This is a genomic window from Yunchengibacter salinarum (assembly GCF_037658235.1).
Taxonomy (GTDB): domain Bacteria; phylum Pseudomonadota; class Alphaproteobacteria; order Sphingomonadales; family Kordiimonadaceae; genus Yunchengibacter; species Yunchengibacter salinarum.
In genome coordinates, this window is the sequence record NZ_JBBJLN010000008.1 from 52,864 (window position 1) to 70,910 (window position 18,047).

Sequence of the window (18,047 nt, forward strand, 5' to 3'; positions counted from 1 at the left end):
AGGCCGATATGCCCGCACCGGAAAAGCCGGACCCGGCATTGCTTGATCCGGCTTTTTTGGGGCGCGCCATTCGCGCCCGCGTGCGGGCCGTGCTGAAAGCCCACGACCCGCACAATCCCGCGCTGGACCAGCGCTGGACGGACACCACCCGCCTGGACGACCGGGATGACGGTGACGGGGCGTTGGGCCTGCAATCCGTGGCCCTGATGGATGCCGCCACGGCGGTGGCCACTCAGTGGCGGATCGACGCGGCGGGGCTGGACGACCTGTTGTTGGCCCGCCGCCGGTTCGACCAGTGGGCCGCCATCGCCGCCCGCGCACAGGCCGCCCTGCACAAACAGGGGGGCGCCTGCGTGACGGTGGAAACATCCGGCACGACCGGGCCCGCAAAGGCCGTCACCCATCCCACCCGCCGCCTGCTGGATGAAACGGCCTTCTGGGCGGCGCATTTCCAGTCCCGCAGGCGCATCGTCGCGGCGGTGCCCGCCCATCACATTTACGGCCTGCTGTTCACCGTTTTTCTGCCGCAGGCGCTGCATGTGCCGGTTCTTGAAGCCGACCATCAAATGCCCGGAACCCTGATCCGGGCGCTGGCACCCGGCGATCTGGTCATCGGCCACCCGGATTTCTGGCGCCGCATGGCCCGCGCATTGGCCGATGGCGCGATCGCCCTGCCCCGAAACGGGCATCAGGGCGCGGCGGGGAATGTGGCGGGGGTCACCTCCACCGCGCCGTTCGACGACGCGCTCACGGCGCCGCTTCAGGCGGCGGGGCTGGCCTTGACCGACATTGTGGGCGCCAGCGAAACCGGCGGGCTTGGCTGGCGGCCCGCGGGCGCCGCCGATTACACCCTGCTGCCCAACTGGCAGCGCCACGGCGACACGCATCTGAAAGACCGTCAGGGCCACATGACCGAGATCCCCGACCATCTGGACTGGACCGGCCCGCGCCGTTTCCGCGTGGCGGGGCGCCGCGACGGCATGGTGCAGGTGGCAGGCCATAATGTGTGCCCCGACCATGTACGGGCCGAGATATGCGCGGTGACGGGCGTGGCCGCCGCCCGCGTGACACTGGAAGACGGCCCTTACGGCGCCCGGCTTCATGCCCGCGTCACCGCCGCCACCGACCCGGCCACGGCCCCTGAAACGCCCGACACCCTGCTTGCCGCGGTGCGCGACCATCTGGCCACCCACCTGCCCGCCGCCGCCCAACCCCGCCTCAGTCTGGAGCCAGCGGAGAGCCTGGAATCAGGTGAGACTCTGGAGCCGCACCCCGCCCCGCCGGAAAAGGACACGCACACGCCATGAACTGCCCCGTCATCGACCCCGGCGCCAACCTAACCCCATGGGACATCGCCGCCCTTGCCCGCCGCGCCGCCAGGGTAAACCTCGGCACGGAAACCCGCGCCCGGCTTGACCGGTCCAGCGCGGCGCTGGACCGCATGATCGCCCGCGGCGACCTGATCTATGGCGTCACCACCGGCTTCGGGCCACTGGCCGCCCACCGGAGCCCGGCGGATCAGGCGCCGGTGCTTCAGCGCAATCTGATCTATCATCTGGCATCGGGTGTGGGGCCGCCGCTCAGCCCCCACCGCGTCCGTGCCGTGATGGCGGTGCGGCTGGCCACATTGTGCCGGGGTCATTCCGGCGTGTCGCCCGGCGTGGTGGACCTTCTGGCGACCATGCTGAACCGGGATATCCTGCCCGTGGTGCCGGAAAAGGGCACGGTGGGGGCATCCGGCGACCTGACCCCGCTGGCCCATATGGCGCTGGCCATGATGGGTGAAGGGGCCGTTCTCGGCCCCGGCGGCACGCCCCGAAACAGCGCCGCCGCGCTGGCCGACGCCGGGCTGACGCCGCTCGATCCGGCGCGGAAGGACGGCCTCGCGCTGGTCAACGGCACCGCCGCCATGACCGGACTGGCGGCACTGAACCATACGGAAATGGCCGCATTGCTGGACCTTCAGGCGGGCCTGTCGGCGCTGGATGTGCATATCAGCCGCGCCCCGCGCGAAGCCTTTGACCCGCTGCTGGCGGACCTGCGCCCCCATGACGGCCAGAAGCGGGCCTTCCGACGACTGAACGACCTGATCGGGCCGATTGATCCGGGGGCCACGGGCACCGTGGGCGACGGCACGGGCGCGCACCAGGCGGTGTACAGCCTGCGCTGCGTGGGTCAGGAACTGGGCGCGGCGCTGGACGTGCTGCGCTTTCACCTTGAGACAGTCAGCACCGAAATTGCCAGCGTGACGGACAATCCGGTGCTGGACCCTGTGGCCGACCGGGTGGTGCATGGCGGCAATTTCTATGGCCAGCACGTGGCCTATGCCAGCGACAGCCTGATGATGGCCGTGGTCAAGCTGGCGGTGTTCGCGGAACGGGTCATCGCCCGGCTTACCGATGCGCGGCGCAATCCCGGCCTGCCGCCCTTTCTGACCGGCGGGCAACCGGGCATCACCAGCGGCTTCATGGGCGCACAGGTCACGGCCAGCGCGCTGGTGGCGGAAATGCGCGCCGAAGCAGTGCCCGCCTCCATCCAGTCCATTCCCACCAATGGCGACAATCAGGATGTGGTCACCATGGGCACCATTGCCGCCCGCAAGGTGAACCGGATGCTGTCAATGGCCCGGCAGATTCTGGCCATAGAGGCCATGGTGATCGCCCAGGCGGCGGAGATGTCCGGCGCCACCGACCGCGTGCCGGCGGGTCTGGCGGATCTGGTGGCGGCCATCCGCGCGCACAGCGCCGCCCTGATCGCGGATCGCCCCCTGTCGGGCGAGATCGAACGCCTGGCCGGGAATCTGGAAAGCCTGGCCCTGCCGGGCCAGCCGCTGGCCGGGCCGCCGGATCAGTAATCCCAGACCCACCGCAGCTTCAGGCTGTTGCGATTGTCGGGGCCGATTTCCGTCTCCGCCCGCAGACGGCGGGTCAGGTCCACCTGCACCCGTGTGGCGGTTTCCTGCGTGGCGGTGTTGCTCTCCACCTCCAGATAGACATTGTTGCGGATATATTTGCCGCCTGTGAGCACCACGCCACCGTCCTCGCCCTCGCCGCCGCGCGCATTCAGCCGGTCCAGCCCAAGGGTGCTGCGCACATTTCCCATCAGGCCGCCACCACCACTTTGAAGCTGTTGCAGGGTGGCGGCAAGCTGGGCAAGCTGCACCGCCGACAGGCTGGCGGCATCACGCCCGAACAACAACCGGGCCAGCACTTCATCCTGCGGCAGGGCGGGGCTGGATGCCACATCGAGACGGGGCGCGGATACATGGCCATTCAGGCTCAGGGTCACATCCAACCCGGTCAGGCTGGCGCGGGTCATCATGTCCAGCGTGGGATCGATGCGCTGGCCGCCATCGAAGCCGAGCACGCCCCGTTCCAATTCAAAGCGGGTACCGGCAAAATCAAAGGTGCCGCGCAGCGCCGACAGGCTGCCGGTGATGCGCGGCTGATCGGTGGTGCCGCGCACCTCCAGCGCCCCCTGCCATTCGCTTTCCAGGCCGCGCCCGTGCACGAAAAACCGGTTCGGTACCGAAACATCAAGCGACAGGTCTGTGCGGTGCCGGTCCACAAAGCGGGGCTGGCGCGGATCGGCGGACTCGCCGGGGCGGTTGATCTCGCGCACCTCCAGCGCCGCCACGTCCCCCTCGAACCGATTGGCCAGGGTGGCATCCACCTGTTCCGCCGTCAGACTGCCGGACAGCCGGGATCGCCCGGCGTCACGCTCATAGGACAGGTCGGCGCTGGCCACGGCGCGGGTGGCGCCGGTGTCCAGAACGCGCAGGCTGTCCGCCACGAACCGCATGGACATGGACGGCACCAGCTTGCTGTCCAGCATCAAAGTGCCCTCGCCGCCCAATGTGCCGCCACGGCCATCTTCGGCGCTCAGATCGGTGAGCCGCAGCCGCAGGGCGGGGGTCTGGTCCGCCGTTTCCGCGCCGGACGGCAGAGCCCCGCGCCCTTCCAGCCGCGCTGTCAGGCCCTCTAGCGCCAGGCCCAGCGGGCGATAGCCATAGCGCCCGCCCTGAAAGACAGCGCTGCCCTCCAACGCCGGAGCGGCCACCGTTCCAGCAAGCGTCATTTCCGCTTTCAACGTGCCCGCCAGATCATGGTCGGGGCGGCGCACCGGTGCCCAGAGCGGCGCCACCGGGCCATCCCAGCGGACATTGCCCGATACCGGCCCGGCGGACGGAAGGCCCGTCGGCCCCATGGGCCAGTCCAGCTTCACCCGGCCAAAGCCCGGCCCCGTCTCAAGGGCCGGCGCATCCCCGGCGCCCACGTCCGCAACGAGCGTGGCGCGGCCATCTTCGGCGGTCAGCCGCACCGCCACATCAAAAGGCGGCGACGTGGCCGCCACCGCGCCCAGCGCGGGAAATTCCAGCGCCTCCGCCCGCAGGCTGGCCCGGCCCGTGGGCGGGGACGCATCCGGCAGGGTCATATCCAGCGTCGCGGACAGGTTGCCGGTGGCCGAAACAGCGCCGGTGAGCGCGGACAGAAAGGCCATGGGCAGCCGCTCCACCTTCAGGCGCACCGCATCCCTTGCGCCCGCACCCTCTACGCGCCCGGTCCCCACCCGAAGGCCCGGCACGTTGAGCCGGGGACCATCGCCGCCCGGCGCCAGCCGGATCGGGGTTTCGGTGGCGATACGGGTGTCGCCGTAGCGCCCGGCCAGCGCCAGCGCCAGGTCCGGCCCGTCCACCGAAAGCCGGGCCTGGCCGTCAAAGGGGGCAAGATAGGCGCCGCTCAGGCTGATCGCCGTCAGCGCGGTGCCCGGCGGCGACGATACGGCGCTGTCCGGCTGATCCGCGCCTGCAAGGCCCACGGCCAGACGCTCGAACCTGAGCAGCCCCCGGCGCAGGCCGGTGGCCACCAGCGACCCTTCAAGCCGGGGATAGGGTGCCTCCAGGCTCAGGCGGGCATCCGCTTCGAACCGGTCGAGCCCGGCGCCCACGCCCAGATTGGTATCCAGCCCCACAAGGTTCCCTTCAAGGCCGATCACGGTGTGCCCATGGGGCTGTTCCAATGTGGCCGTCAGCGCGCCGGACCCGCTCAGCACCGGATAGCGCCCGGTGGGCTGGCCGTCCAGCGACAGGGTCAGCGCCCCCGACAGGGTCGGCGCCACGGTCATTGCCCCGCTCAGGCGCAGGCGGTCCACCGCGGCGGCAATCTCGGTGATCCGCACCGCCCCGTCCAGGCGGGTCAGCCGGGCGGAGGCGCGCAGCGGGATGGTTTCCAGTTCCCCGGTCAGGCGTATCGGGCCTTCGGGGCGGGTCAGGTCCGGCAGGGTCGCGGTCAGGCGTACCCCGGTCAGGGTGCCCAATGGCAGGGTCAGCCCGTCCAGCCGGCTTTCCAGTGACAGGCCGGGCCGGTCCAGTTGCCCGGACAGGTCCGCCGTCATCCGAACCGACCCTTCCAGTGCCAGGGGCAGGCCGGGCAAGGTCAACTCTTCCGGCAACAGCCTGAGCGCCAGATACCCGCTCAGCGCCCGATCCGCCGCCATGCGCACATCGCCGGTGAGGGATACGGCCCGTGTCTGCACGGCGATTTCGGACAGGCCAAAACCGGGTTGGTCCGTCATCAGGCGGGCCGTCATCCGAGGTGCCGCCCCCAGCACCTGATCCGCCAGCGGGCCAAGCGCCAGCCCGTCACCGGACAGGGTTAATCGAACGACACCGTCACGATTTTCCCGCGTGGTGGCAAGAAGTTGCATCCGCCCCCGGCTGTCCACGGGAAGCAGCCCCCCGGCAAAGGGCGCCAGGGCCAGATCCAGCCGCCCATCCAACTGATGCAGGCCATGATCGCTGTCGCCCCGCCCCTCGGCGCTGAACGCCACCGGGCCGCCGGTAACGGTCAGGTCCGCCACATGCAGCACTGGCGCCCGATCCGGCGCGGCCCAGCCGTCAAGATAGGCGGTTGTGGTCATCCGATAGGAAACCGACAGGGGCGGCGGCACATCCGGCCCCACCGGGCGCCCCGGCGATCCATTCAGGCGAAGGGCCAGATCGCCGCCCTGCCGCGCCAGCGCAAAATCCATCGCCACATCGCGCAGATGGCCGCTGTCGGGGCCAAGCCGGGCGGCGGACAGGCTGCCGGTGAAAGGGGCCCCGTCCAGATCGCCGCTCAGCGACCCGCCGGTCAGGGCCGCCCGCAGGCGCACATCCCGCACCTGCCAGCCAGCCAGCGCGCCGCCCAGGTCCGGCCCGTCCAGATCAAGGGCAAACCGGGCGCTTTCCGGTGCCGAAGACCAGTCGCCAAAGGTGGCCCCGGCTTCCAGCCGGTGGGCGGCGCCGGTCAGCGTGGCCGTCAGGTCCGGGGTGTCATCCAGCCGGGCGGCAAGCTCAAATTCAGCGGTTTCCCGCAACAACGCGGGATAAAGGCGGGCCACATCCGCCATGCGTTCCGCCGCCGCCGGGCGCGGCACCAGCGTTCCCGCAAGGCGCACATCCCGGCCCGCCACGGCCACATCCCCGTCAAGCCGGGCAAGCGCGCCCGCAAGGCGCACATTTCCCCGCCAGTCATGGGGTGGTCCGGCGCCGGACAGGTCCAGTTCCACGGGCGCGGTCAGGCTCAGCCCGGCCAGCCGGTCCACCAGGCCAGCCGGATGCACGGCACCCTCGGCTTTGAGCGTCAGCGGGGCGGCCCGATCCACCCGGTCAAAGACGATCGACACCCGGTCCCGCCCGTCGCCGGTGGGGCCCGGCGCCACCGACAGGCTCAACCGCGACACCGCCAGCGGACGGGCGCGGGCCTGAAGGGCGGCGCTCAGGCGAATGGTCGCGGCGCCGCGACCCGCCCCGGCCAAAAGGCCGCTCACATCCAGCGGCACATCGACCCCGTCGATCCGGGCACTGCGGGGCAGCAGCCAGGCCAGCAGCGGCGACAGGCCGCCACCGTCATTCTCCGCTCCGGTGGCGGGAAACGCCGGCAAGCGGGTCAGCGTCGCGCCCTCGGTCTCAAGCCGGGTCACCCTGAGCGTGCGCGCGGTCAGCGCCCACGGGCGCCAGCCAAGATGGACCCGCCCGACCCGCGCGAACGCGCCGCCCCGGTCGGTGAGCGCCAACCCTTCGATCCGCACTGTTCCGAACAGGCTGCCGGACAGGCCGTCCAGCCGGATACCGGGGGTGGCGGGGGTGGCCTCCCGGCGGATTTGTGCCGCCAGCCAGCGATGCCCGGACCCGCTGTCCAGCCATATCAGGCCCGCCCCGCCCGCAACGGTCAGGGTGGCGACCAGCCCCAGCAGGGTAAGCACCAGCGCCCTTGCCACACGCCGGGCGCGGCGCAGGGCGGGGGCGTGGGGCGCATTCGGATCGGGGTCGCGGTCGGTCATCATGGTCCTTTATGGCACCCGCGATCCCTGCCGGGCGCGGATGGTGCATCACAAGCTCTGGCCCTAGAAACTCTGCCCCAGAGACACATAGAAAAACACGTCGCTGCTGGCCTCATTGCGCGACAGGGGTACGGCCACATCCAGCCGGATCGGCGCGAAACTGGTATAATATCGCAGGCCCAGACCGGCGCCCCACTGGAAATCCTTCAAGCTGGGAATCCGGTCCCGCTGCACGCTGCCGCCCTCCACAAATGGCACCAGGCCATAGGACTCGCCAATGCGCCAGCGCAGCTCCGCCCCCAATTCCGCCACCGATCGGCCACCCAGCGGCGTGCCATCATCCGCCAGCGGCCCAATGCCCTGATAGCGAAAGCCCCGCACGGAACCGCCGCCCCCGGCAAAGAAGCGCCGGGCTTCGGGCAGCCGATCCAGCCGGGGCGCGAAAATATTGCCCAGCCGCCCGCGCACGGCGGCCACCAGGCGGCCATCGCCGGTGAGGTTCTGATAGGCGGAGGCGGTGGCCTCGGTCTTGAGAAACAGAAAGCTCTCATCCAGAGCCACCAGGCCGGGACGCACCTCCAGCCGGGCGCGCACACCGGAAATCGGGTCGAACAGATTGGATGTGCCGTCATACATGGCGGACAGCGGCACCCCGAAGGTGGTGAATTCCCGGCGGCCTTCCGCCCGGTCCACCTGCTCCAGGTCCCCCACCAGCGAAAGGGTGGCCTTCAGACGCGGCGTGAAGCGCCGTTCCAGCCCCACGGCGGCGGTAAAGGCCCGCTGTTCAAAGGCATTGGTATCTTCCCGCGCCAGTGCCAGTTCCAGCAACAGATCCTGGTCGAACCGCAGGAAATGCGGCTTGGTAAGCGCCAGGTCCAGGCCCTGCTCCACCTCCGACAGGGTAAGACCGGCGCGGAACCGCTCCCCACGGCCCAGCAGATTGCGGTGTTGCCAGCTTGTTGTCAGCCCGAAACCTTCCCCGGTGGCAAAGCCCGCGCCCACGCTGATGGTGCGGTGGTCCGCCTCCTCCAGCGCCACCACCACCGGCGCCGGCATGGCATCATCCCCTGAGGCGGGCTCCGCGGCCTCAAGGTCCGCGTCTTCGCCTGCCGCCGGGTCGGGCGGCGGCACGAGCACGGAACGGAACAGATTGAGCGCGGTCAGTCGCCTTTTGAGCGCGGCGACCTTCCGGCGGTCATACAGCGCGCCCTGCTCGAACGGGATAACGCGCGTCAGATAGTCCGCCTCCACGCTTTCCAGGCCCGTAAAGCGCACCGGCCCGAAGGCAAGCCGCGGCCCGCTGTTCAGCCGATAGCTGACGATGCCGTGTTCATGGGCGTGATCCACCAGCACATCCCGCCCGGTGACGCGCGCCAGCGGATAGCCCTGCTCGCCCAGCCGGGAGACCAGCGTATTTTCCGCCGCCACCACATGATCCGCCCTGAGCGGCCCATCCACCTGAAGGGAAAGCGCCTGCTTCAGCCGCGCGATCAGGGCATCCTCCAGTGAAGGGCCGACAAAGCTGAAACGCACATCCCTCACGGTGAAGCGCGGGCCGGGGGAAATTTGGTAGATCACGGCAAGGCCGGATTGCCGCCGGTCGAAACGATGGCCGACCGTGGCGCCGTAATAGCCCTCGGCACGGAGCACACGCTCCATCCGCGCCACATCGCCGATCGCCCGCCGTTCCAGCACGGTCAGCGGAGCCTTGCCGTCGCCGCGCACCCGACTCAGCGTTTTCAGCCGCTTGACCAGCGCGGCGGGCAGGTCCCCGGTTTCGAACAGGGTTCTGGCCTGCCAGTCCCGTTCCAGTGGCCCCTGCGCCGCGGCACCGGGGGCACCGGGCATCGGGGCAGGCATCCAGAAGACGAGCGGGACCAGCGCCAACAGCAATGGCAGGCGAAAATGCACGGACAGGGACTCTCCGGTTCAATATGGGGACGCCAGCACGTTCGCTTGTCAGCCTAACCGTGGCCAGCGGCGAACAAAAGACATTCAGGGGGCAAAGATGGACACAATTATGACCGCACTGCCCCGTCATCTTCATGAAACAGGGGGCGCACCACAGCACGGCGGGCGGATCAGGGCAGATGCGCTTCCACCGCATTGGCGAGCGCCCGACCGCTTTCAAAAGCGGCTTCCACGCGGGCGCCCAGGGTCCAGTCTCCACCCGCGAACAGGCCCGTATCGCTGGCCAGAAAGGGGCGCCCCAGCGGCACCATGGTGCGGGCATAGCGCCACCGGTGCGCGTCGGCATACAAGGAGGTGGGCAGGGGTGCGCCCACGCATTCCGCCAGAGCCGCGTGCAGATGGGACAGAACGGTTTCCGCCGCCTGTTCCAGATGGGCGGTGGACCAGTTCGGGTGGGCATGAACCACATAGGCGGGCAAAGAAGGGCGGCCCGGCTTGTCGGCCATGGAGACCACCAGATTCAGCGGGCCGCCGGATGGCCGCATCATGGCGCCATCCATGGCAAGGGGCCGGTCAAACGCGAACAGCCCGGCCCAGCAGGGGGCCATGCTGACCGTGCGCAGGGCCGCCACCCAATGGTCCATGCCCGGCGGCAGCAGGGCGGGAAGCTGCGGTGCGGGCACGGTCAGGATCACGGCGGCGAACGGCCCCTGTGGCCGATCCGCGCCATCAAGCCACCAGCCATCGCTGTCCCGTCGCACCCCGGTAATGGCATGACCCGTGTTGACCGGCAGGCCATCGGCGAGCGGATGCACCAGCCCGCCCATGCCGGGAAGGCCCACAAAACGCAGGGTCGTGCCGGGATCGCTGCGGCGGCCCGCCGTGGGGCGCCAGACCGTCACGCCCCGCTTCATGGCGGCCCCGGCCAACTGGCCATGAAAATGCGGCGTGCGGGCCGTGGCGAACTGGGCACCGTGGTCAATGGCAAGCGCGCGCCCGTCCGCCAGCGTGCGGCGGCGTGTGGCCAGCCGCCCGCCAAGGCCGCGCCCCTTGTCGAACACATGAACGGTGTGGCCCCGCCCGGCCAGGCGGCGCGCGGCGGTCAGGCCGGTCATGCCCGCCCCCACAATGGCGACGGGGAGCGGCGCGGTCGAGCCGGTTCTTGAAACCATGAAAACCCCACGGGGACAGAGGGACGACGAACGCCCCTGATACGTGGCGGCCCGTGCACCGGACCACCCGGACATGCCGGGCCCACCCGCAGCCGCCCGCGGTCAGCCCCCCTCAGCCGGGCCTTCGCGGGCGATCAGCGCCTCTTCGCTGAGCCGGAAACTGGCGGGATTATCCACATCGATGGGGCCAAAGGAATAGGGCAGAAACACCATGTCGGCGGACACGCCCAGATTGCGCCCCAGCCGGGCCAGCAGCCGGTCACTGGTGGTGGCCTTCAGCTTGTACAGGATGAAAGGCAGGATGCCGAACGCCTTGAGGATGCGCCACGGCTTCTTGCCGAACTGGCCGCCGCCCTCGAACACGCGGGCGGTTTCCAGCGCGTTTTCGGTGCGCAGGCCGTACAGATTGCAACTGGACACGCCGCCATCCTTCAGCCGGTGAAAGGCAAGGCCCGGCTCCGGGAAGTCCTTGAGCACGTCTTCTTCCCGCGTGAAGCCTAGCGTGATGTCCGCCTGGCTGGCGGCGGTGGCATCGGCGAAATCCCGGATCAGGGCGGGCGTGTGGAGCGCATTGTCACCCGTGGTGATGACAAGCGGCAGGGCGCTGTCGCTGGCCTCCACCGCTGCGATCACGCTATCCGCCAGGGTCGCACGGCTGGTCACCACCCGGACCCGGCCTTCCGCCATCCAGCGGGCGAGGGCCGGTATGGGGGTCAGCACATCGGCGCTTTCGATCGACACATAAACCGTGGCGATCCGATCCGAGTCCAGAAGGGCGCGCACCACCCGCTCGATCATCGGCGTGCCATTGATCGGCGCCACGCATTTATGGCTGACCCCCTTCAGGGCGGCGACGCTGTTGCGCTCCCCCTGACGGCTGGCGGCCAGCACAAGGGCATTCATGGGTGTGGCGGCCTCATCAGCCTGTGTCATGCACGGTCTCCGGTATCAAGGGCGCGGCCATAGGAGGCGGCCAGATCATCAATGCTGTCCGCCCGGCGCAGCCCCTTCAGCGCGGCGGCCAGTGCGGCGCGATCCGTTTCCGTCATGTGGGGGGCGGTGCAACTCTCGAACTTCTGCCAGTATTCCGCATCCGAAAAGGGCGCGGGCTTGCTGCCACGGGGCATGGTGACGGTGCTGGTCAGCTCCACCCCGTCTTTCAGCAAAACCACCACCTCGGTGGGGCAATGCCCTTCCAGTGCATCCACCGGGTGGCGATGGATGCGATCGAACAGGGCACGCACATCCGGGCGCCGCACGGCCTCGTCCGTGAAATCGGCCAGGGTGCACTTGCCGGTGGCGATCAGGCAGGCCAGCGCATATTCCATGGAAAACTTGGCCCCAAGCCCCGTTTCCGGCGCCGTGTACATCAGATTGTTGAAATGGACGCGGGGCGCGTGCACATGCACCTCCGCAATATCGTCGGCGCCCAGGCGCTGCTGGGTGATCAGGTCCAGCACCCCGTCCATCGCCCGGTGGGCGGCGCCGCAATTGGGGAAGCGCTTGACCCGGAAAGCATGTTCGGTGATCAGCAGCGGGTCGCCGATATGGTCCATCTCGAAGCGCAGGCTGTGGCCGTGATCCGGGTTTTCCAGCCGCGCGCGCAGGGTCTTCAGATCCGGCCCCACCATCAGGGTGTTCATGCCCGTGCGCCCGTCCAGCGTGTGGCGCCCGGCGGTGATGCCTTCCCGCGCAAAATAACCGGCCATCACCCCCGCCTTGGCCGCCAGCCCGGCATGAAGCGGCTTGGTCATGGTGCCGAACTGCGACATGAACCCGGCGGCCATGCTGGTGGAAATGGAAATGGCCCGGCCCGCGGCCTCCCCGTCCAGCTTCAAAAGGCGGGCTACGGCAGCGGCCGCGCCCACAGCGCCGGTGGTGGCGGTGGCGTGCCAGCCCCGGTCCCGGTGATAGGGGTTGAGCGCCTGGCCCACCCGGCCCTGAATCTGGAGCCCCGCAATATAAGCATCCAGACAGGCGGCACCGGACAGCCCTTCCAGGTCCGCCACGGCCAGAATGGCCGGCACCAGAACGGTGGAGGAATGGCCCTTGGGCGGATCGAAATTGTCGTCGAAATCCAGCGCGTGCCCGGCGGTGCCATTGACCATGGCCGCCATGGGCGCGCTGAGCGTATCCGCGAAGCCCACTGCGCGCACCGGGCCGCTGCCCCATTGCCGGGCCAGCGCCATGGCCTTGTGCGTTACCGGCTCGGCGGCGCCGGGAACCATCACGGCCAGCGTGTCAATGAACTGGCGATGGGCGGAATGCAGCGCGTCCTCGCCCCAGTCGCCATCGGTTTCCGCAACCCAGCGGCCATAGGCCTCAACCGGTGTGGGTGTCTCGCTCATCAGCCCGCGCCTCCCTCGCACTGTCCCAGAAAAGGGGCTTATAGCTGTCCGTCCACCGCATCCTTGGGCAGAGCGGACTTGATATCATAGACAACCGCGCCGTCGCGGCCAAATGCGCGCACCCAATCCGCGCCCATGTCCAGAAAGCAGCGGTGCGGCACCGCCAGCACCACGGCGTCATAGGCGCCCGGCTCCGGTTCGGTGGTCAGGGACAGGCCAAGCTCGGCTTCCGCCTGCCCCTCCCCCACCCAGGGATCGTGAATGTCCACACCGGCGGTCAGGTCGCCCAGTTCACGCACCAGGTCGGCCACCTTGGTATTGCGGATATCCGGGCAGTTTTCCTTGAAGGTCAGGCCCAGCACCAGAATCCGCGCGCGGGGAATATCGATACCCTTGCGGATCATCAGCTTGGTGATCTCCCCGGACACATACACCCCCATGCCGTCATTGATACGGCGGCCGGCCATGATGATATCCGGGTGATAGCCCACAAGCTGGGACTTGTGGATCAGGAAATAGGGGTCCACGCCGATGCAGTGGCCGCCCACAAGCCCCGGCTTGAACGGCAGGAAATTCCATTTGCTGGCGGCGGCATCCAGCACTTCGCCCGTGTCCACGCCCAGATGGTTGAAAATGATGGCCAGTTCATTGACCAGCGCGATGTTCAGATCCCGCTGGGTGTTTTCCACCACCTTGGCCGCTTCCGCCACCCGAATGGAGGAGGCGCGGTGCGTGCCCGCCTCGATGATCGAGTTATACAGCCGGTCCACCAGATCGGCGGTTTCCGGCGTGGACCCACTGGTGATTTTCACGATCTTGTGCAGCGGGCGGGCCTTGTCCCCCGGATTCATGCGTTCCGGGCTGTAGCCGACGGTGAAATCGTGGTTGAAGGTCAGGCCGGAATGCGCCTCAAGGATCGGAACGCAGGTGTCTTCGGTCACACCGGGATAGACGGTGGATTCAAAGATCACCAGATCACCCGCACTGAGCGCCCGACCCACCGTTTCGCTGGCCTTCTTGAGCGGCCCAAGGTCCGGCTGCTTGGACACATCGATCGGCGTGGGCACGGTAACGATATAGGTATCGCAATCAGCAATATCGGCGGGGTCGGTGGTGTAGCTTATGTGGGGCGCCGCCTTGAGCGCGGCTTCCTCCACCTCGCGGGTGCTGTCGCGGCCCGCCTTCAGTTCCGCGATGCGCGGCTCTGAAATGTCGAATCCCACTGTGGTGTAATGGCGGCCCAATGCAATGGCGAGCGGCAGTCCCACATAGCCAAGACCAAGGATGCAGATCTTGCGACTGGCGAGGTCCGGTGTTTCCGACACGGTTTCATCCCAAAATTGGCCCGGTCGGGCCAGACAGGGCCGCCGGGCAGGCGAAGCATGGCGTGAGAAGCATCGCAGTCCGGCTGGCCATCGCAGCCAATGGGCCGACCAGCCGACAAGACGGCACTGCTGCGCCGGTCAGGCGTGGGCCGTGGTCCAGTAGCCGGAGAGGATGCGCTCCCCACGTTCGCCGTTTTCTACTTCGTTGGTAACCCGTTTGCCAATACCAGAAAGATTCTGATCGTGCATCCGGTAATAGAAAAGAGGTTCGGGGATGTGATGGCCGGTCCAGCCATTGGCCACCATGCGAATCCATTTATGGTGCTTGGTGGCAACACGGATGGTCTCATCGAAGGGGGTGACTTCCATGAAGGCATCGGTCACCACGAGCGCCGGTTCCGGCACATAGCTGAAGCGCTCCAACAGGCCGGCGTCGAAACCGGTGGAGCGGCCCCGGTCGATCACCTCGCCGTATTTGTCCATCAGATTGCAGTCGGAATAGACAAAGCCGAGTTTCGGATCTCGCGCCTGGGCGATGCGGAATTCACGCATACAGCGGCTGCAATAATCCTTCACCAGAATGTCATCGGCATCCAGCGTGATCATGAAGGCGCCGTGCACCTCGTCCAGAACAGCATTTATGGCCGCCAGTTTACCTGCATTCTTTTTCAACGGAACGAACTTGACGCGATACAGGTGCCCGGACTCCGCCAGGGCCTTTTCAATTTCGGCCACGGAGTCGTCAGTGCTGCCATCATCCACCACGATCAACTCGATGGGGCTGTAGTCCTGCGTCAGGACCGACCGGATGGTCTCCCCCACATAGGCCCCGTAATTATGGTTCGGAATCAGGATGGACAGCAGATTATCGCTCTTGCCATTTCCGTTCTTCATGCTTCTTTATCCGTTATTGACAGCCATACGCACATGACCGGCCCCCTCCGCCCCCGACGGGAACAGATTGATCGGGGACCGATCCAGATGCTCGGTCAACGCGCCACACCAACGGGCGACCTCCTCGACGTCCTGGTTATCCAGCGCCGCCTGCTTTTCAGCACTATCGCCTGAAAAGGTCGCCTTGTCCGTATCATCCTTGGAATGATAGCGGAACTGCTCCTGCATCACCGCAAGATCGGCCACGTCAGGCTCATAGCCCAGCCCGCGGACCAGAATATCGCGGAAATGATCCGGCTTTTTCAACCAGATATAATTGAGGACGGAAAGCCCGTCCTCCGCCCCGGCGCCAAGCGCCGTCCTGAAATAAGCCGCGTAACACGCCGCCAGATAAGCGGTGTCACTCATATCGTGCGTTTCGCAAACGTCAAGCCCTGTCAGCATGGCGGCCTGGCGTGTCCCCCTTGCATGGAGCACCGCCGTGGTCTCTTTCTTGACCGAGGCGATCACCTCCACCGGGTCGCGGTACAGGAACAGCGCGGGCACATCGCCATAAGCCGCGCGCACGAAATCCTGAACCCGGATGTTCCAGCTTATGAACTTGACAAAGGCGCGCTGCTCCACCCCCCGGCGGCGGCGCGCCATCAGGCGAACAAGGTTGCGAAACAGGCCATGACTGCGCGGATCATGACCGGGACCGACGCGGAAGTCATCCGTTATGGCGGCCCAGAAACCGCGCTGCAACGGCCCGCCCTGATTGATCACCAGATTGCTTTCCAGCCGGGCCAGCGCCTTGGCCATCAGGGTGGAACCGCAGCGGGACACATGGAAGATGAACCCCGCCGGGTCCAGCGTGTCCTGCGGCAGATCGCCGCGCTCCAGCAGGGACAGGTCGGTGACCAGAATCTCGCCCAGCGCGCCGGACTGTGCCAGGTGCTGAACGCTGTACATAAACTGCCATTCGCGGAACGGGTGGCGGCCCAGATCGGCCAGGTACAGCTCCCCCGCGCACACGCCCCCGGTAGGGCGGATCGCTACCGGGATCAGTCCGGGACGGGCCTTGAGCGCCGCCACGGCATCGTCCACGGACAATGTGCGCTTGTGCCCTGCCCCCACCAGATCTTCGACCACCTGATGGTCCGGTAATGCGTATAATGCCGTCAAGCCAGTTCCCCAATTTCGTGCCGCCCGACCCCCTGGGAAAAACCGGGCCGCCCGCACCGAACCGCCCCAAGGTCAGGGCAGGTCCGCCGGGCGTGAAACCGCATACGGCAATCCATAACCGCCGCATGACACGCCCTTTTTTAAACGGCGTATGTATAAGGGAATCACCCACGTCGGGCAAGGAACGATTCGGCGGCGGCCTGACCATTCGGACAGGTTCGCCCTATGTTCAACGTGCGCAACCAGGCGGCAGCCAGTGTCGGCCCGCCATCAAGGCAGGCGGCCAAACCTGTACCCCTTATGGGTAGAGCAGCTTTAAAGGCATTGGTCAAGCTGTATTATTCCGCTATCGAAACATTTTGATGGCAGCCGGAAAGCGCGCCACGAACCCAACCGTCCGCCGCGCCATCTGACATAAAAGTCACAGTCTGGCGATTAGACTGGACGCGCCGCATACAAAGGGTAAACAGAAGGTCCCTCTGGCCTGATCGGATACCCGTTCCATGACCGAAACCCGCCCCCTGATCGCTGCGCGCCCCTTCATGCCACCCGGCCTGCAAGGCACCCAGGGCACCGGGCCGGGCGCCCCGCTGTCCCCATATGGCGCGGCGCATGTCCTGGACGCGAGCGAATGCATGGCACTGATCCGCCTGATGGATACCGCTGAAACCCGCGCGGGCGGGCTCAGCGGCGGGCGGGCGGACAGCCGCATACGGCAGGCCGACAGCCTGTGGCTGGATGGGGATGGCCCGATACCCGGCCTGTCGGCCCGTCTGGCGCGGCTGGTGGCCGCCGCCAACCGGGACTGGTTCATGTTCGACCTGGACGGCATGGATGAAGGCATACAGTTGATCCGCTACCGCGCGGGGGCGGAACCCGCGCCGGAACAAGCCACGACTGAGGGCGACCATTATGACTGGCATGTGGATGTGGGCCGGGCGGGGCTGGCGCGGGGGCGCAAACTCAGCCTGTCCCTGCAACTGCCCCACCCTTCGGCCTATGACGGGGGGCAACTGCTGCTGAACATGGCCGGGTATCCATCCGCCGCGCCGACCGGCCAGGGTGCCGCCACACTGTTCCCGGCCTATAGCCCGCACGCCGTCACGCCCGTCACGCGCGGGGTGCGCCACGCCCTTGTCACATGGGTTCAGGGACCGCCCTTCAGATAAGGGCGCGGCGGCAGGGCCGGGCTGATGACCCCATATCATCCAAAAACTGACGCAAAACTGTAAAAAAGCGCCCTGAGCGCTGGACAAACCATGCACGCATGGGATAATGACATGGTTAACAAAACGTGTGTTCGCGCTTTGGCGCGTGGTAAAAGGGCATTGATCCGTGTGACTTGATGCCCGCTGGCATATGGACCGCCCATGGCTCAGAGAACCGAAGCGGAAAAATACTTCCCGGACCCGTTTGGCCTGCCTGACCTGCCGCCCTTTGATGATCTGATTTCCTGGTGGCAGGGCCTTGTGCGCACGCATGGGCGCCCCACGCGACACCACATCCAGTTTCGGGACCTGCAAGGGTGGCACAGTCGCCTGACCATCAGCGAAGCGCTGCCCGATCGCAGCGATCTGCTGGTGCGGCTGGTGGGGGAAGACGTGGCCGACCTTTTTGAAGGGCATCTCGCCCCCGGCGCCCGGCTCAGCCAGGTAATGGGCATATCGCCCAACAATCAACGCCTGCATGTGGGCCATCTGATCGAACAAGGCTGCCTGGCGCTGACCAGCGGCAAGATCCGGTTGAGCAATGGGGCGGCCATTGCGGCCCGCGCCCTTGATTTTCCGTTGACCAACGAAGACGGGCCGAACCAGGTTCTCACCTTTTACGATTTCACCCTGCCCCTGATCTTCAAGAACATTCCCCGCCAGACCACCGGCCTGCGGGAACCGGTGACTTAAGGGGCTTTG

General features: G+C 67.4%; 12 protein-coding genes. 4 read left to right on the forward strand and 8 right to left on the reverse strand.

Annotated elements, in window-relative coordinates; all coding sequences use genetic code 11:
* Positions 1–8 precede the first annotated feature (8 nt).
* Both WGH93_RS09875 and WGH93_RS09880 read left to right on the forward strand, forming a co-directional pair.
* Positions 9–1,307 carry an AMP-binding protein gene (locus WGH93_RS09875; RefSeq protein WP_374764720.1) on the forward strand — a complete coding sequence of 433 codons (1,299 nt, stop codon included), beginning with the start codon at positions 9–11 and terminating at the stop codon, positions 1,305–1,307.
* Complete coding sequence (locus tag WGH93_RS09880) at positions 1,304–2,854, forward strand: HAL/PAL/TAL family ammonia-lyase (protein WP_374764721.1); 1,551 nt, start codon at positions 1,304–1,306, stop codon at positions 2,852–2,854. The genes WGH93_RS09875 and WGH93_RS09880 overlap by 4 nt, the downstream gene beginning before the upstream one ends.
* On the opposite strand, the gene WGH93_RS09885 is transcribed toward WGH93_RS09880, so the two are convergent.
* The 8 genes from WGH93_RS09885 to WGH93_RS09920 all read right to left on the reverse strand — a co-directional run bounded on the left by WGH93_RS09885 (position 2,848) and on the right by WGH93_RS09920 (position 16,104).
* The gene (locus WGH93_RS09885) at positions 2,848–7,323 is read right to left on the reverse strand and encodes a translocation/assembly module TamB domain-containing protein (protein WP_374764722.1); all 4,476 of its coding nucleotides are present in this window, start codon (positions 7,321–7,323) and stop codon (positions 2,848–2,850) included. The two genes, WGH93_RS09880 and WGH93_RS09885, sit on opposite strands and share 7 nt — an antisense overlap.
* A gap of 63 nt (positions 7,324–7,386) precedes the next feature.
* Positions 7,387–9,234: an autotransporter assembly complex protein TamA gene (locus WGH93_RS09890; protein WP_374764723.1), complete on the reverse strand. Its 1,848-nt coding sequence runs from the start codon at positions 9,232–9,234 to the stop codon at positions 7,387–7,389.
* Between the two features lie 170 nt (positions 9,235–9,404).
* Positions 9,405–10,406, reverse strand: a complete 1,002-nt coding sequence (locus WGH93_RS09895; protein ID WP_374764724.1) for an NAD(P)/FAD-dependent oxidoreductase — start codon at positions 10,404–10,406, stop codon at positions 9,405–9,407.
* Positions 10,407–10,508: 102 nt separating this feature from the next.
* The gene (locus tag WGH93_RS09900) at positions 10,509–11,339 is read right to left on the reverse strand and encodes a nucleotidyltransferase family protein (RefSeq protein WP_374764725.1); all 831 of its coding nucleotides are present in this window, start codon (positions 11,337–11,339) and stop codon (positions 10,509–10,511) included.
* A complete protein-coding gene (locus WGH93_RS09905; RefSeq protein WP_374764726.1) occupies positions 11,336–12,754 on the reverse strand; it encodes an MmgE/PrpD family protein in 1,419 nt (472 codons plus the stop codon). Before WGH93_RS09905 ends, WGH93_RS09900 begins: the two co-directional genes overlap by 4 nt.
* Positions 12,755–12,792: 38 nt before the next feature.
* Positions 12,793–14,079: a nucleotide sugar dehydrogenase gene (locus tag WGH93_RS09910; protein WP_374764727.1), complete on the reverse strand. Its 1,287-nt coding sequence runs from the start codon at positions 14,077–14,079 to the stop codon at positions 12,793–12,795.
* A 138-nt stretch (positions 14,080–14,217) separates the two neighbouring features.
* The gene (locus WGH93_RS09915) at positions 14,218–14,973 is read right to left on the reverse strand and encodes a glycosyltransferase family 2 protein (protein WP_374764728.1); all 756 of its coding nucleotides are present in this window, start codon (positions 14,971–14,973) and stop codon (positions 14,218–14,220) included.
* A gap of 6 nt (positions 14,974–14,979) precedes the next feature.
* Positions 14,980–16,104 (reverse strand): hypothetical protein, encoded by a 1,125-nt coding sequence (locus tag WGH93_RS09920; RefSeq protein WP_374764729.1) that lies wholly within the window; start codon positions 16,102–16,104, stop codon positions 14,980–14,982.
* A 536-nt stretch (positions 16,105–16,640) separates the two neighbouring features.
* Between WGH93_RS09920 and WGH93_RS09925 the strand changes: the two genes are divergently transcribed.
* Positions 16,641–17,306 (forward strand): 2OG-Fe(II) oxygenase, encoded by a 666-nt coding sequence (locus tag WGH93_RS09925; protein WP_374764730.1) that lies wholly within the window; start codon positions 16,641–16,643, stop codon positions 17,304–17,306.
* A 201-nt stretch (positions 17,307–17,507) separates the two neighbouring features.
* Complete coding sequence (locus tag WGH93_RS09930) at positions 17,508–18,038, forward strand: PAS domain-containing protein (RefSeq protein WP_374764731.1); 531 nt, start codon at positions 17,508–17,510, stop codon at positions 18,036–18,038.
* Positions 18,039–18,047: the final 9 nt, after the last annotated feature.

Bases quoted from the DNA above. Each gene is read 5' to 3' on its own strand.
- WGH93_RS09875 (WP_374764720.1), top strand. From the start codon at position 9: ATGCCCGCACCGGAAAAGCCGGACCCGGCATTGCTTGATCCGGCTTTT.
- WGH93_RS09880 (WP_374764721.1), top strand. From the start codon at position 1,304: ATGAACTGCCCCGTCATCGACCCCGGCGCCAACCTAACCCCATGGGAC.
- WGH93_RS09885 (WP_374764722.1), bottom strand. From the start codon at position 7,323: ATGACCGACCGCGACCCCGATCCGAATGCGCCCCACGCCCCCGCCCTG.
- WGH93_RS09895 (WP_374764724.1), bottom strand. From the start codon at position 10,406: ATGGTTTCAAGAACCGGCTCGACCGCGCCGCTCCCCGTCGCCATTGTG.
- WGH93_RS09900 (WP_374764725.1), bottom strand. From the start codon at position 11,339: ATGACACAGGCTGATGAGGCCGCCACACCCATGAATGCCCTTGTGCTG.
- WGH93_RS09905 (WP_374764726.1), bottom strand. From the start codon at position 12,754: ATGAGCGAGACACCCACACCGGTTGAGGCCTATGGCCGCTGGGTTGCG.
- WGH93_RS09915 (WP_374764728.1), bottom strand. From the start codon at position 14,973: ATGAAGAACGGAAATGGCAAGAGCGATAATCTGCTGTCCATCCTGATT.
- WGH93_RS09925 (WP_374764730.1), top strand. From the start codon at position 16,641: ATGACCGAAACCCGCCCCCTGATCGCTGCGCGCCCCTTCATGCCACCC.
- WGH93_RS09930 (WP_374764731.1), top strand. From the start codon at position 17,508: ATGGCTCAGAGAACCGAAGCGGAAAAATACTTCCCGGACCCGTTTGGC.